Origin of the sequence: Paraburkholderia sp., from assembly GCF_026225065.1 — a bacterium.
Taxonomy (GTDB): domain Bacteria; phylum Pseudomonadota; class Gammaproteobacteria; order Burkholderiales; family Burkholderiaceae; genus Paraburkholderia.
In genome coordinates this window covers 1-13,384 of record NZ_JAMFSB010000429.1, presented here as the reverse complement: position 1 = coordinate 13,384, position 13,384 = coordinate 1, and the positions used below count along the sequence as shown (strand labels likewise).

Here is a 13,384-nt window from a genome sequence, read left to right as displayed (position 1 = left end):
TCGGTTCGGACAAGTACAACGACCGCCTGTCGCTGCGTCGTGCTCAAGCTGTCAAGGCATACCTGGTCAGCAAGGGCATCGAAGCCAACCGTATCTATACGGAAGGCAAGGGCAAGCGCAACCCGGTTACGACCGGCTGCAACCAGAAGAACCGCAAGGCTCTCATCGCCTGCCTCGCACCGGATCGTCGCGTGGAAGTCGAAGTTGTCGGTACTTCGAAGCAGTAAGCTCCAAATTACCGCAGTATCAAAGCCCCGCTTCGGCGGGGCTTTTTTTATGCCTAAGCGCGTCTGAGGCGTCGAATTTGCGCCGGCGCGGCGAATTCGGTCTCAGACCAGCGTCGGGCAGCCGACCTGCCGTGGCATTTTGCCGCCCTCTGCCTCGGCCTATATACTCAGGCTTTATCCTCGACACCCGTCCACCTGCTCTCATCAAGGCCCGTATCCGCCATGACCAATGTCGATCCCCACGAACTTCAGAAATTCAGCGATCTCGCACATCGCTGGTGGGACCCGAACGCCGAATTCAAACCGCTGCATGAATTGAATCCGGTCCGGCTGAACTGGATCAATGCTCATGTACACCTTGCCGGCAAGCGGGTACTCGATATTGGTTGCGGCGGCGGCATTCTGTCGGAATCGATGGCAGCGGTGGGTGCCCATGTGAAAGGCATCGACCTCGCGAGCCAGGCGCTCGGGGTCGCAGATCTTCACAGCCTTGAAAGTGGTGTAACCGTCGATTACGAAGAAATCGCCGCCGAAGCACTCGCGGCCCGTGAGCCTGGCACCTACGACGTCGTGACCTGCATGGAAATGCTCGAGCACGTGCCCGAGCCAGCGGCTATCGTCGCCGCCTGCAAGATGCTCGTAAAGCCAGGCGGCTGGGTGTTCTTCTCGACGCTCAACCGGAACGTGAAGTCCTATCTGTTTGCGGTAATCGGCGCGGAATACATCGCGCGGATGCTACCCAAAGGCACCCACGACTACGCGCGCTTCATCCGCCCGTCGGAACTGGCGGGCTTTGTCCGTGCCGCGGACCTGCACACCGCGGACATCAAAGGCATCGCCTATCACCCGCTCGGCAAGCATTTCGCGCTGTCGGACGACACGAGCATCAACTATATGCTCGCCTGCCGCCGCGAAGCCTGACGCGCAACGACTCCAACGAACGCACCCATGAGCGACCCCACTCCTCTGCCGCAACGCGAAGACGAAGACGCCTCCATCGGCCTTTGCCAGGCCGTCCTGTTCGACCTCGACGGCACACTCGCCGACACGGCGCCCGATCTGGCCGCCGCCGTCAACAAGATGCGCCACGAACGCGGCCTCGAGATGGTGCCGCTCGACGACCTGCGCCCGCTGGCGTCGGCCGGTGCGCGCGGGCTGATTGGCGGCGCGTTTGGCATCGGGCCGGAACACCCTGATTACCCGGCGATGCGCGACGAATTTCTCACTAACTACGAGGCCGACCTTTGCATCGAAACGACGCTCTTCCAGGGCATCGACGCCGTGCTAGACGAACTGGATGCACGCGGCGTGCGCTGGGGCATCGTGACGAATAAGGTTGCGCGCCTGACGGAGCCGCTGGTGGCGTTGCTGGGACTTGATCTGCGCGCGGGATGCGTGGTGAGCGGCGATACGACACCGCATTCGAAGCCGCATCCGGCGCCGTTGCTGCACGCGGCGCGCGAACTGGACCTCGCGCCGGAGCGGATCGTCTACGTGGGCGACGACTTGCGCGACGTCCAGGCGGGCTTTGCAGCAGGCATGGTGACCGTGGCGGCCGCATACGGGTACTGCGGCAACGACATTCCGCCGACCCACTGGCATGCCCAACACGTAGTCCAGTCGACGGCTGAACTGCAAAAGCTGTTGCGCGAGATCAGCTGACCAGGGCGCCGGGACATTGTCCGGTCCAAAGACAGGCAGGACAGGGCTGTCATTCTATTGTAAAATCTACTCTGGCCCAGCAATTTTGGGGCAACAAACCGTGGGGGCGACCTGGTTTCGACAGGGGTTGCAAAGCGGCTAGGGCATACCGAGGACCCGTCACCTCGTTAATCAATGGGAAAAACGTAACTGCAAACGACGAAACGTTCGCACTGGCAGCCTAAGGGCCGCCGTCCTCTGCCTAGTTCACTGACGGGCTAGAGTCGCAAGACCGGTAGCAATACCGACAGAGGTCATATACGTCAGTTAAGCCTTGGCGGTGTCACGACGTCCAGGTCGAAAAATTAGTGAATCGCCGCAGCGCAGCGTGTTCGTCCGCGTCGCTCTGGTTAAATCAAATGACAGAACTAAGTATGTAGAACTAGTCGTAGAGTGCTTCTGGACGCGGGTTCGATTCCCGCCGCCTCCACCAGAACACCTGTATCAAGCATCAAGCCGTACGAACAACCCGCGAACAGCCTAGGCTTTCGCGGGTTTTTTGTTGCCTGTCATTTAGGCCGTCCCGGTGCGCGGCGCACCGTAAGTCCGACGCTACCGGCGAACCGGATTGTCACTTGCCCCACTGCCGAGAATCACGGATTGATCGTGAGAGCAGATCCATTCATCATAAGTATGCACTTGACGAAACCGCGTGCGCCGCCAAACGCGGGGCACGCAATGCCTGAAGTCAACACGCTACCTTTCTGCCGCGATCATGAAATCACCCTTCCCGAAACTGCTCGCCACCGCGCTGTTACTGTTGTGCGGCTCCGCGCTTACCCAAAGCGCACATGCAGCCGACCTCCATGTCATGAACTCCGGCGGCTTCACCGCCGCCTACCAGTTACTGGCGCCAAAGTTCGAGGCGAAGTCTGGAGATACGCTGAACATTGCCTACGGTCCGTCAATGGGAAATGCGCCCGAGGCAATTCCCAACCGCCTCGCCCGCAAGGAGCCAGCGGATGTCGTCATCATGGTGGGTTACGCGCTCGACAAGCTGATCGCCGAGGGCAAAGTGATACCGGGCTCGCGGGTCGAGTTGGCCGACTCGCGCATCGGCATGGTGGTTCGTGCCGGAGAACCCAAGCCGGATATCGGCAGCGTGGAAGCGTTCAAAAAGACCTTGCTGGATGCAAAGTCAGTAGCGTATTCGGATAGCGCGAGCGGCGTCTATATCAGGAACGAGCTCTTCGAGAAGATGGGCATCGAGGCTCAGATGAAACCGAAGGCCACGATGGTCCCCAAGTTCCCGGTGGGCTCGGTCGTCGCGAAGGGCGACTATCAACTGGGTTTTCAGCAGGTGAGCGAGTTGTTGCCCGTGCCCGGTATCGAGTTTGTCGGCAAGATTCCGGAGTCGTTGCAATCGGTCACGCGCTATGCAGCCGGTATCCCGGTGAGTGCGGCTCATCCACGTGAAGCCAGGCAGTTTCTGGATCTTCTCGCCTCGCCTGAGGCCGCGTCCGACGTTGCCAGCACCGGCCTCGATCCGCTAGCCGCGCACTAGCGCCGGGGCCACACCAGCTTAGGCTATCAGTCGTCCGGGCATTGCAGATTGCAGCCGTCCGGATCACCTAAATCGCCCTTTTTACGCATGGCCGATTTCTTGTCGGACTGGAACTTCTTCGTCGGCGCAGAAGCGGCAAACGGCATCTGCGGGTGTTCCTGCAGATGGAATTCATCGGTCAGAATGCCGCCCGGCACTCCCGGCGAGTTCTGCGCAAAAGAGATCGAGACAGTGGCAAACAGTGCGCCGACCGTAGCGGCCACAGCACAAACTTTGAGTAGAACGTTCATATCGATCCAGCGCGGCAGGCCGCGCAGTTAAGGCTAACCGTAAGGCTCAAGAGTATCGCATACACCACGGCTGCGCAGCGGTACCCCGATTTCACCTTGTTACTGCCGCTTACGCCGGAACCGGACCGAGTCCGTCGTCGAGATTCAGCAGCGTGCCGCAGTCCTGCGGATCGTATCCTTCCAGCCGGGCCACACCGCTTTTGAAGGCAACGCTGCGCAGCATTTCAATGACGGTCGCAAGCGGCGCACGTTCCAGTTGCGTCCGGTTGCACGCGAAGTAATAGTCCTCGTCGACGATCGGCACGAACTCCAGCCCGAAGTGATGGGCGGCCGGTTCGACGCCGAAGCCCACATCGGCCATACCGCTGGCCACAAAGGCTGCAATCGCGGAATGCGTCAGTTCGGTCGACGCATAGCCGTTGACCCGATCGGGGTCAACACCCACGCGGCGCAACGCCAGATCGAGCAGCATGCGCGTGCCGGAGCCCGGCTGCCGGTTCACGAAGCGAATGTCGTCACGCGCAAGATCGCGCAATCCGCTGATCCGTTTCGGGTTGCCCTTCGACAAAAAAAGCCCCTGTTTGCGCTGCGTCAGATGAACCAGCACATGACGCTCGGGATCGAGCCAACGCCGGTAGGTACTCGCGCACGCCGCGCGGAATTCGCCGCGCGGCAAGTGAAAGCCAGCCATATCGCACTCGCCTCGCGCCAACGCGGTGACTGCGTCGGCGCTGTCGCGGTACTTGATGTCGACCGGCACTTCGTCGGCGACGAGCGCAGTGACAAGCGCCGCGACTGCGTAGCCGTGCGAAGCATGTATCCGCACATCGTCGGCGGGGGGGGCGAGCCAACGATTCAGATCGCTCGCCACCTCGCTTGCCAGCGCGCGCATGTTGCCGTCGAGCCGTTCGCTACAGAGGCGCTGTGCGCGCAACACAGCCTGGCCGAGTTCCGATAGCACGGAGCCGCGCCCGCGTTCCTTGGCAATCAGCGGGCCGCCTAGGCGCTCTTCAATACTACGCAGCAAGCCCCACGCGTGACGGTAGGATAAACCCTTAAGCGTCGCCGCCTGGGCAATGCTGCCCGCTTCATCGACGAACGCCAATAACTGCACGACATCCGTCAGGCTGGCTTCGCGGCCGTCCGGGTCGCGCACGACCAGCTGCGCGTGGCATTCAATCCTGATCATATATGTCGTTCTGCTTCCTATTGCGAAAGGACCCTCACCCGCCTATCGTTCGCTGTATATATACGAAACGAATGAAGCATACGTGCACACTTTATGAAATACAAGTGCATATTAGACTTCGGAGGAGCCCCCACTTTGGACGATTCCAACGCAATCGCACCTGAGCAACTGGTGCAGCGTCACGCACTTTCCGGCCGCTCTCTGCTGGCCGTGTTGCATGCCATCCAGGACGAGCTTGGCTTTGTGCCTCCCGCTACCGTCGCGCCGCTGGCACGGGCGATGAACCTGTCGCGCGCGGAAGTCCATGGCGTGCTCACCTACTATCACCACTTCCGTACTCGCGCGGCCGCGCCGGTCACCGTGCAACTGTGCCGCGCCGAGGCCTGCCGCAGCATGGGCACCGAAGCGCTTGCGCAGCACATCGAAGCACGCACCGGTTGCCGCTTCGACGCCGAACCCCGGCATGGCGAGCATGCGGTCGTTGAGCTCGAATCGGTGTATTGCCTGGGTCAATGCGCGTTGTCACCGGCGTTGACGATCAACGGCACGTTGCACGCGAAACTCACGCCATCGAAGTTCGACGCACTGCTTGCAACAGAGGTGAAGCGCGTGGAGGAAACGGCATGACGCGCATCTACGTTCCTCGCGATTCAGCCGCGCTTGCACTCGGCGCGGATGCGCTCGCCGATGCGATAGCACGTGAAGCAGCGCAGCGCGGTGTCGCCATCGAACTGATCCGTAACGGCTCGCGCGGCTTGCTGTGGCTCGAGCCGCTTGTCGAAGTCGCCACGCCGCGCGGACGGGTTGGCTATGCCAACGTCGACGTCACTGATGTCACATCATTGTTCGACGCCGGATTCGTTGATGCGAGCTTCAACGGTAGCGCTCATCCGAGCTATGTAGGCATCGTCGACGAGATTCCGTATCTGCAGAAGCAGCAGCGTCTAACCTTCGCGCGCATCGGCATTACCGATCCATTGTCGACCGACGACTACCTCGCGCATGGTGGCCTCGAAGGTTTGAAGCAGGCCCTCACCGCCGATGGCGACGCCGCCTGCGAAGCCCTGATCGAATCGGGCCTGCGCGGCCGCGGCGGCGCAGCGTTTCCCGCCGGCATCAAATGGCGCACGGTGCGTGGCGCGAAAGCGGCCCAGAAGTACATCGTCTGTAACGCGGACGAAGGCGACTCCGGCACGTTCTCCGATCGTCTCATCATGGAGAGCGATCCGTATGTATTGATCGAAGGGATGATCATCGCGGGGATCGTCACGGGCGCAACGCTCGGCTACGTCTACGTGCGCAGCGAGTATCCGCACGCGATCGCGACACTCGAAGCCGCCATCACGCGCGCTCGTGACGCCGGTTGGCTCGGCGGCAGCGTGCTCGGCTCCGCCCACCGCTTCGAGCTGCAGGTTGCGAAAGGCGCTGGCGCTTACGTCTGCGGCGAAGAAACCGCGCTACTCGAATCGCTCGAAGGCAAGCGCGGTATCGTGCGGGCCAAGCCGCCCGTGCCGGCACTGGTGGGGCTGTTCGGACAGCCAACTGTCATCAACAACGTCATCACGCTCGCCACCGTACCGATCATCTTCGCGCGCGGCGCCGCGTTCTATAAAGACTTCGGCATGGGTCGCTCGCGTGGAACGCTGCCGTTCCAGCTCGCCGGCAATATCAAGCAAGGCGGTCTCGTCGAACTCGCGTTCGGTGTGACGCTGCGCGAATTGATCGATGACTACGGCGACGGTACCGCAAGTGGCCGGCCCGCCCGCGCCGTGCAAGTGGGCGGCCCGCTCGGCACTTATCTGCCTGAGAGCCAGTGGGACATTCCGCTCGACTACGAAGCGTACGCCGCGGTCGGTGCCGTTGTCGGTCACGGCGGGATCGTCGTGCACGACGACACCTCGAACCTCGCAGAACTGGCGCAATACGCCATGCACTTCTGCGCGCTCGAATCGTGCGGCAAGTGCACGCCATGCCGGATCGGCTCGACGCGTGGCGTCGAGGTGATCGCGCGGATTCGCAACGGCGACACGTCAACGCGCCAGGTGCAATTGCTGCGCGACCTGTGCGACACGATGGTGTCGGGCTCGCTCTGCGCGATGGGCGGCATGACGCCCTACCCGGTGCTGTCCGCACTCGACCATTTCCCCGAAGACTTCGGTCTCGACGCCGTCCAGCCCAATGCGGCGGCGGCCTGATCATGGAGCCCACCATGTCCGACGCGCTCAAATCCACTGCCGGCGGTTGCGGCTCCGGCAACTGCGCATGCAAGACTCAAGCGCAGGCGCAGCGAAGCACGCAAGCCCGCTCGCCCTTCGACGACACCGATTACGGCACGCCGCTGCGTCACGCCGACATAGACGTGACGCTGGAAATCGACGGCCAGGCGGTCACCGTGCCTGCCGGCACCTCCGTCATGCGGGCAGCAATCGAAGCTGGCGTGAACGTGCCGAAGCTATGCGCCACCGATTCCCTCGAACCGTTCGGCTCGTGCCGCCTGTGTCTCGTCGAGATCGAAGGCAAGCGCGGCTACCCGGCCTCGTGCACGACACCCGTCGAAGCCGGCATGAAAGTGCGCACGCAGACGGACCGCCTGCAGTCGCTGCGTCGCAATGTGATGGAGTTGTACATCTCCGATCACCCGCTCGACTGCCTGACCTGTCCCGCCAACGGTGACTGTGAACTGCAGGACATGGCGGGCGTGACGGGCTTGCGCGAAGTGCGTTACGGCTTTGACGGCGCGAACCATCTGAAGGACAAGAAGGACGAATCGAATCCGTACTTCACCTACGACCCGTCGAAGTGCATCGTCTGCAATCGCTGCGTGCGCGCCTGCGAAGAAACGCAAGGCACATTCGCGCTGACGATCGCCGGCCGAGGTTTCGAATCGCGCGTCGCCGCGAGCGAGAACACGCCGTTCATGGAATCGGAATGCGTCTCGTGCGGCGCGTGCGTGGCCGCGTGCCCGACCGCGACGCTGCAGGAAAAGAGCGTCGTGATGCTCGGCCAGGCTGAGCATTCGGTCGTGACTACATGTGCGTATTGCGGTGTCGGTTGCTCGTTCAAGGCGGAGATGAAGGGCAGCCAGGTCGTGCGCATGGTGCCGAACAAAAACGGCCAGGCCAACGAAGGTCACGCCTGCGTGAAAGGCCGTTTTGCGTGGGGTTATGCCACCCACAAGGACCGCATCACCAAGCCGATGATCCGCGCGAAGATCACCGACCCGTGGCGCGAGGTGAGTTGGGAAGAGGCGCTCAGCTATGCGGCCTCGGAGTTTCGCCGCATCCAGGCAAAACATGGCCGTGATTCGATCGGCGGTATCACCTCGTCGCGCTGCACGAACGAAGAAACGTACCTGGTGCAAAAACTCGTGCGCGCTGCGTTCGGCAATAACAATGTCGACACCTGTGCGCGTGTATGTCATTCGCCAACCGGTTACGGCCTGAAGACCACGCTTGGCGAATCGGCCGGCACGCAGACATTCGCGTCCGTCGACAAGGCCGACGTCATCATGGTGATCGGCGCGAATCCGACCGACGGTCACCCGGTATTCGGCTCGCGCCTGAAGCGCCGCGTGCGTGAAGGCGCGAAGCTGATCGTGGTCGATCCGCGCCGCATTGATATCGTCGATACGCCGCACGTCAAGGCGTCGCACCATTTGCAATTGCGACCGGGCACGAACGTCGCCGTCGTCAACGCGCTCGCCCATGTGATCGTCACGGAAGGTTTGCTTAACGAAGCGTTTATCGCCGAGCGCTGCGACACGCGCGCGTTCGATCAATGGCGTGCGTTTGTCGCACTGCCGGAAAACGCGCCGGAAGCCACCGCTGAAATCACCGGCGTGCCGGCGCAAGACGTACGCGAAGCCGCCCGCATCTACGCAACCGGTGGTAACGCCGCGATCTACTACGGCCTGGGCGTCACCGAACACGCACAAGGCTCGACCATGGTGATGGGGATCGCCAACCTCGCGATGGCCACCGGCAACATCGGCCGCGAAGGCGTTGGTGTGAATCCGCTACGCGGCCAGAACAACGTGCAAGGTTCGTGCGACATGGGCTCGTTCCCGCACGAACTGCCAGGCTATCGCCACATCAGCGATACCGTCACGCGCACCCTGTTCGAAGAGGCCTGGCACGTCACGCTGCAACCGGAGCCGGGCCTGCGCATCCCCAACATGTTCGACGCCGCGCTCGACGGCAGTTTCAAGGGCCTCTACTGCCAGGGCGAAGACATCGTGCAGTCCGATCCGAACACGCATCACGTGTCGGCAGCACTGTCGTCGATGGAATGCATCGTCGTGCAGGACATCTTCCTGAACGAAACCGCGAAATACGCCCATGTGTTGTTGCCCGGGTCATCGTTCCTCGAAAAGGACGGCACCTTCACGAACGCAGAGCGCCGCATTTCGCGCGTGCGCAAGGTAATGCCGCCGATTCCGGGCTACGCAGACTGGCAAGTTACGGTGATGCTCGCCCGCGCGCTCGGCTATGAAATGGACTATGCGCATCCGTCCGAGATCATGGATGAGATCGCGCGCCTCACGCCGACCTTCCACGGCGTCTCGTACGCAAAGCTCGATCAGCTCGGCAGCATCCAGTGGCCGTGCAATGAGAACGCTCCGGACGGCACGCCGACCATGCATATCGATACCTTCGTGCGCGGCAAGGGCAAGTTCGTGATCACGAAGTTCATCGCGTCGCCGGAAAAAGTCACGCGCAAATTCCCGCTGATTCTCACCACTGGACGCATCCTCTCGCAATACAACGTGGGCGCGCAGACACGCCGCACAGAGAACTCGCGCTGGCACGACGAGGACCGGCTGGAAATTCATCCGCACGATGCCGAAGAGCGCGGCATCAAGATGGACGACTGGGTCGGCATCGAATCGCGCGCGGGCCAGACCGTGTTGCGTGCGAAGGTCACCGAGCGGATGCAGCCGGGCGTCGTCTATACGACGTTCCACTTCCCCGAATCGGGCGCCAACGTGATCACCACCGAGAGCTCCGACTGGGCCACCAATTGCCCCGAATACAAGGTAACGGCCGTGCAGGTCATGCCGGTGGAACAGCCTTCGCAATGGCAGCAGGACTATTCGCGTTTCAATACGGAGCAGCTTGATTTGCTGCGCCAGCGCGAACTGGCCAATGTCACGTCGGGCAAGTGAGGGCGCGCCATGGATGAACAGAACCTGATCGAGATGGCCAACCGGATCGGCGAGTTTTTCGATTCGATGCCCGATCGCGAAGAGGCACTCGCTGGCATCGCCGACCATATTCGCCGTTTCTGGGAACCGCGGATGCGGCGCGCGCTGCTGGCGGCGGCTGACCAGCCGGATACGGGTGGGTTGGCGATTTCGCCGATCGTCCTGGAAGCGCTGCTCGCGAATCGCGTCCAGTTGACGCCGGCGGCGGCCTCGGCCGCTTAGGCGCTGGAAGAAAACGCTTTCGGGCCACTACATCCACGCGGCAAGCTATCGCACCCTCAGCTAGCCGCTTGCTGCTGCGTCACACCTTTTGCAAACCACGCTTCACAGTGGCGCAGCAGGCCATTCAGATCGGACGCAGGCCTTCCGCGTGCGCAGATGTAGCCATCCGGGCGCACCAGGTAAAACGCCGGTCGTGTGCGTCCGTAGGACTCGGAAAGCGCCGGCGCACCCTCGCCTTCCATATCGCTGACCCACCAGATACGAACCGCGCCGGGCAACAATCGCTCGACGGCCGCGCTCAGCCGGTCAAGATCGGTGTCATGCGTCGCGTGTCGGCTCGCGGGCGGATCGAGCGGCGCTTCATCGGGGCTCTCCGGCGCCATCAGCAGAAACAGCGAGAAAAGCGCTGGGTCGTGCAGATCGAAAATGCAGCCGATGCCAGGTGCCCGCCCAAGCGGTCCGTCCACTACATGCACAAGCGCATCCGGCGCTCGCTCGCCCGCGCGCGGACCGCCGTCAAGCACCCGCTCGAGCGAGAGGGGACTGCGCCGGTACTGGATCGCCAGTTCGCTGATCGTGAGACGCGCGGCATCGCGCAGCGGACCCAGCGCGGCGAGCGCGGGCATCACGCGTTCGCGCAACAGTTTGAGCGGGCCGTGGTCAGCTTCTGCAAGCTGCGTGACAAAGCTGGTCTGCCGCAACACGTCGCGCTCGATCGGATGCCGCTCCAGGTGATAAGAGTCGAGCAGGCGGTCCGGCGCATCGCCGCGGATCACTCGGGCCAGTTTCCAGCCCAGATTGAACGCTTCCTGGATCCCTGTGTTCATCCCTTGGGCACCCGCGGGACTATGGACATGCGCCGAGTCGCCCGCGAGAAACACGCGATCGACCCGCAATTGCTCGACCATGCGCCGGTTCAGATGAAAGCGTGCCGACCACTTCAGGTCTTCGAATCTCACCGGGTGATGGATACGTCGGGCGGCAAGCGAGCGGCATTCTTCGAGCGACGGCGCAGGCGCAGCGAAGGCCTCATGCAGTTGATCCGGGGAAGGAACCGATGCCACCGCAGAGCCGGTGGAAGACGCGGAATCGTCGCCATTCGCCGCGGCTACCGAAGCTTGACCGCGTGACGAATCCGGCTGCGCGGGCACGGCGCCAGACTCCGGCGAGGCGGGCATCGCGGGATGATCGGCAATCAGGCGGTAACGCTGCCCGCCCATCGGGAACAATCCCGCGAGCCCTTCGCCTGAGGCGAAGATATGAAACTCATCGTCGGACCAGTCTGTATCAGCATGCAGATCGGCCAGCAAAAACGTTTGCTCGAAGGTCTTGCCGGCGAAGCACATGCCGAGCCGGTGACGAATCGCGCTATGCGCGCCATCCGCCGCGATCAGATACGAAGGATGCATCGCTTCGATGCCGCCGTCCGCGCGTTGCAAGGTCGCGCTGAGCCCATCCGGACCTTGCGCGAACTCCGTCAGTTCGACACCACGTTCGACGAGCACGCCGAGCGTCGCGAGATGCGCGCTCAGCAAGCGTTCGGTGATCGACTGATCGAGGAACAGCACATACGGATAACGCGTCTGCAACGGATCGAAATCGAGGCGAGTGAGGCGCTGCCCATTGGAATAAAGATTCGCCGCACGCGCCCGATGACCCAAGGCGAGAAACGGCTCGACGAGACGATGCTGTTCAAGCAGTTCGAGTGTGCGCGCCTGGATGCCAATCGCGCGTGAATGCGGGTCGGGCTGCAACGCCTTGTCGATCAGACGCACGGGAATGTGTGCGCGCGCGAGGCTCATCGCTGCAGCGAGCCCGGTTGGGCCCGCCCCAACGATCAGCACTGGCGACGCATCGTATGAAGCGGCGGCCATGCGGATCTCCGGAGACCAACATGCCGCCTAGTGTACGCCGCTGCCCCGCCGCCTGACGGTGCAGCGCGTCAATCGCGTGTCAGTGCGCGTGCGGGTGCTCGAGGGCGCAATGGTGATGGCTGGTGCCGAGATCGACTTGAAGCGTGGCGTGCTGCATTGCGAATTTCTCGCGTAGCGTGATCACGATGGCATCGACGGCCGCGTCGCCCGGGTGGCCGGCCGGGATCACCAGATGCGCACTCAGCGCATTGCCGGTGGTGGAGAGGGCCCACACGTGCAGATCGTGCACGTCGATGACGCCCGGTTGACCGGCCAGGTACTCGCGGATGCCCGGCAGGTCGACGCCGGGTGGAACGGCATCGAGCGCGAGCCGCACGGAATCGCGTAGCAGTCCCCACGTGCCGTAAACGACCACCGCGACGACGACGAGGCTCATCAACGGATCGAGCCAGCTCCAGCGGGTAGCGATGATGATGAGGCCGCTTACCGCGACGGCGGCGGAGATCAATGCGTCGCTCGCCATGTGCAGGAAAGCACCGCGGATATTGAGGTCTTCCTTCTGGCCGCGCATGAAAAGCCACGCCGAGAAACCGTTGACGAGCATGCCGACGGTGGCGACGACGAACACCGTCAGCCCAGCGACCGGCGCGGGGTTCAGCAAGCGGTTAACCGCTTCGGCGACGATCACGCCGCAGGCGAACAGCAGCAAGCCCGCATTCACCAGCGAGGCGAGAATCGACGTGCTGCCATAGCCGAAGGTGTAGCGCGCCGAAGGGCGTCGCGTAGTGAGCCACATGGCGCCCCAGGCCAGCAGCAGGCCGAGTACATCCGACAGGTTTAGGCCGGCGTCGGCGAGCAGCGCGGTCGAGTGAGCGATCACGCCGTAGATGGCCTGCACGAGGACGATTACGACGTTCAGGGCGACGGCGATGGCGAAGGCGCGCCCGTTGCCCGCGGCCGGCGCGTGGTGATGATGGCCGCCGTGGCTGTGATTGTGGGCGTGGGAGTGACCCTTGGCGTTTGAACGATCGTTGTCCGCGGCGTGATCATGCGCGTGTTCGCCGGGGGCATGATCGTGGGCGCCGTGATCGTGATCGTGCGCTTCGCTTTGGTCGTGGTCATGACCCGCGTGGTTATCGCCTACGTGGCTGTGGCTCGCGTGATCGTGACCACC

At 62.8% G+C, this 13,384-nt stretch carries 12 protein-coding genes and 1 other RNA gene; 9 read left to right on the top strand and 4 right to left on the bottom strand.

Going from position 1 to position 13,384, the window contains the following annotated elements; all coding sequences use genetic code 11:
- From M0954_RS29150 to M0954_RS29130, 5 genes are all read left to right on the top strand, one after another.
- Positions 1 to 227 (top strand): OmpA family protein (locus M0954_RS29150; protein ID WP_297356954.1); only part of this gene is annotated, 227 nt, incomplete at its 5' end.
- A 222-nt stretch (positions 228 to 449) separates the two neighbouring features.
- Entirely contained in the window at positions 450 to 1,148 is a 699-nt protein-coding gene (ubiG, locus tag M0954_RS29145; protein WP_297356952.1) for a bifunctional 2-polyprenyl-6-hydroxyphenol methylase/3-demethylubiquinol 3-O-methyltransferase UbiG, read from the top strand.
- Positions 1,149 to 1,175: 27 nt separating this feature from the next.
- Positions 1,176 to 1,889, top strand: coding sequence for an HAD family hydrolase (locus M0954_RS29140; protein WP_122153766.1), 714 nt, complete (start codon positions 1,176 to 1,178; stop codon positions 1,887 to 1,889).
- A gap of 102 nt (positions 1,890 to 1,991) precedes the next feature.
- Positions 1,992 to 2,361, top strand: a transfer-messenger RNA (tmRNA) gene (gene ssrA, locus M0954_RS29135).
- Between the two features lie 282 nt (positions 2,362 to 2,643).
- On the top strand, positions 2,644 to 3,432 hold the full coding sequence (locus M0954_RS29130) for a substrate-binding domain-containing protein (protein ID WP_297356950.1): 789 nt from the start codon (positions 2,644 to 2,646) through the stop codon (positions 3,430 to 3,432).
- 26 nt (positions 3,433 to 3,458) lie between these two features.
- Here M0954_RS29130 and M0954_RS29125 read toward each other — a convergent pair whose 3' ends face one another.
- Together M0954_RS29125 and M0954_RS29120 are read right to left on the bottom strand one after the other, a co-directional pair.
- Entirely contained in the window at positions 3,459 to 3,722 is a 264-nt protein-coding gene (locus tag M0954_RS29125) for a hypothetical protein (RefSeq protein WP_297356948.1), read from the bottom strand.
- Between the two features lie 109 nt (positions 3,723 to 3,831).
- Entirely contained in the window at positions 3,832 to 4,911 is a 1,080-nt protein-coding gene (locus M0954_RS29120; RefSeq protein WP_123385670.1) for a substrate-binding domain-containing protein, read from the bottom strand.
- Positions 4,912 to 5,046: 135 nt separating this feature from the next.
- On the opposite strand from M0954_RS29120, the gene M0954_RS29115 reads away from it, so the two are divergent.
- Genes M0954_RS29115 through M0954_RS29100 form a run of 4 tightly spaced genes read left to right on the top strand, consistent with a single transcriptional unit; the run spans position 5,047 to position 10,336 of the window.
- Complete coding sequence (locus tag M0954_RS29115; RefSeq protein ID WP_122153763.1) at positions 5,047 to 5,538, top strand: NAD(P)H-dependent oxidoreductase subunit E; 492 nt, start codon at positions 5,047 to 5,049, stop codon at positions 5,536 to 5,538.
- Positions 5,535 to 7,106, top strand: coding sequence for an NADH-quinone oxidoreductase subunit NuoF (locus tag M0954_RS29110; RefSeq protein ID WP_122153762.1), 1,572 nt, complete (start codon positions 5,535 to 5,537; stop codon positions 7,104 to 7,106). The genes M0954_RS29115 and M0954_RS29110 overlap by 4 nt, the downstream gene beginning before the upstream one ends.
- 14 nt (positions 7,107 to 7,120) lie before the next feature.
- A complete protein-coding gene (gene fdhF / locus M0954_RS29105; protein ID WP_123385668.1) occupies positions 7,121 to 10,075 on the top strand; it encodes a formate dehydrogenase subunit alpha in 2,955 nt (984 codons plus the stop codon).
- A gap of 9 nt (positions 10,076 to 10,084) precedes the next feature.
- Entirely contained in the window at positions 10,085 to 10,336 is a 252-nt protein-coding gene (locus tag M0954_RS29100) for a formate dehydrogenase subunit delta (protein WP_122153760.1), read from the top strand.
- Between the two features lie 56 nt (positions 10,337 to 10,392).
- Here the strand turns inward: M0954_RS29100 and M0954_RS29095 are convergent, their stop codons facing one another.
- A complete protein-coding gene (locus tag M0954_RS29095; protein ID WP_297356946.1) occupies positions 10,393 to 12,210 on the bottom strand; it encodes an FAD-dependent monooxygenase in 1,818 nt (605 codons plus the stop codon).
- Between the two features lie 79 nt (positions 12,211 to 12,289).
- Positions 12,290 to 13,384 (bottom strand): cation diffusion facilitator family transporter (locus tag M0954_RS29090; RefSeq protein WP_297356944.1); only part of this gene is annotated, 1,095 nt, incomplete at its 5' end.

What these genes read in the sequence shown, in the direction of transcription:
- ubiG (WP_297356952.1), top strand. Translation starts at nt 450, where the DNA reads ATGACCAATGTCGATCCCCACGAACTTCAGAAATTCAGCGATCTCGCA.
- M0954_RS29140 (WP_122153766.1), top strand. Translation starts at nt 1,176, where the DNA reads ATGAGCGACCCCACTCCTCTGCCGCAACGCGAAGACGAAGACGCCTCC.
- M0954_RS29130 (WP_297356950.1), top strand. Translation starts at nt 2,644, where the DNA reads ATGAAATCACCCTTCCCGAAACTGCTCGCCACCGCGCTGTTACTGTTG.
- M0954_RS29125 (WP_297356948.1), bottom strand. Translation starts at nt 3,722, where the DNA reads ATGAACGTTCTACTCAAAGTTTGTGCTGTGGCCGCTACGGTCGGCGCA.
- M0954_RS29120 (WP_123385670.1), bottom strand. Translation starts at nt 4,911, where the DNA reads ATGATCAGGATTGAATGCCACGCGCAGCTGGTCGTGCGCGACCCGGAC.
- M0954_RS29110 (WP_122153762.1), top strand. Translation starts at nt 5,535, where the DNA reads ATGACGCGCATCTACGTTCCTCGCGATTCAGCCGCGCTTGCACTCGGC.
- fdhF (WP_123385668.1), top strand. Translation starts at nt 7,121, where the DNA reads ATGTCCGACGCGCTCAAATCCACTGCCGGCGGTTGCGGCTCCGGCAAC.
- M0954_RS29100 (WP_122153760.1), top strand. Translation starts at nt 10,085, where the DNA reads ATGGATGAACAGAACCTGATCGAGATGGCCAACCGGATCGGCGAGTTT.
- M0954_RS29095 (WP_297356946.1), bottom strand. Translation starts at nt 12,210, where the DNA reads ATGGCCGCCGCTTCATACGATGCGTCGCCAGTGCTGATCGTTGGGGCG.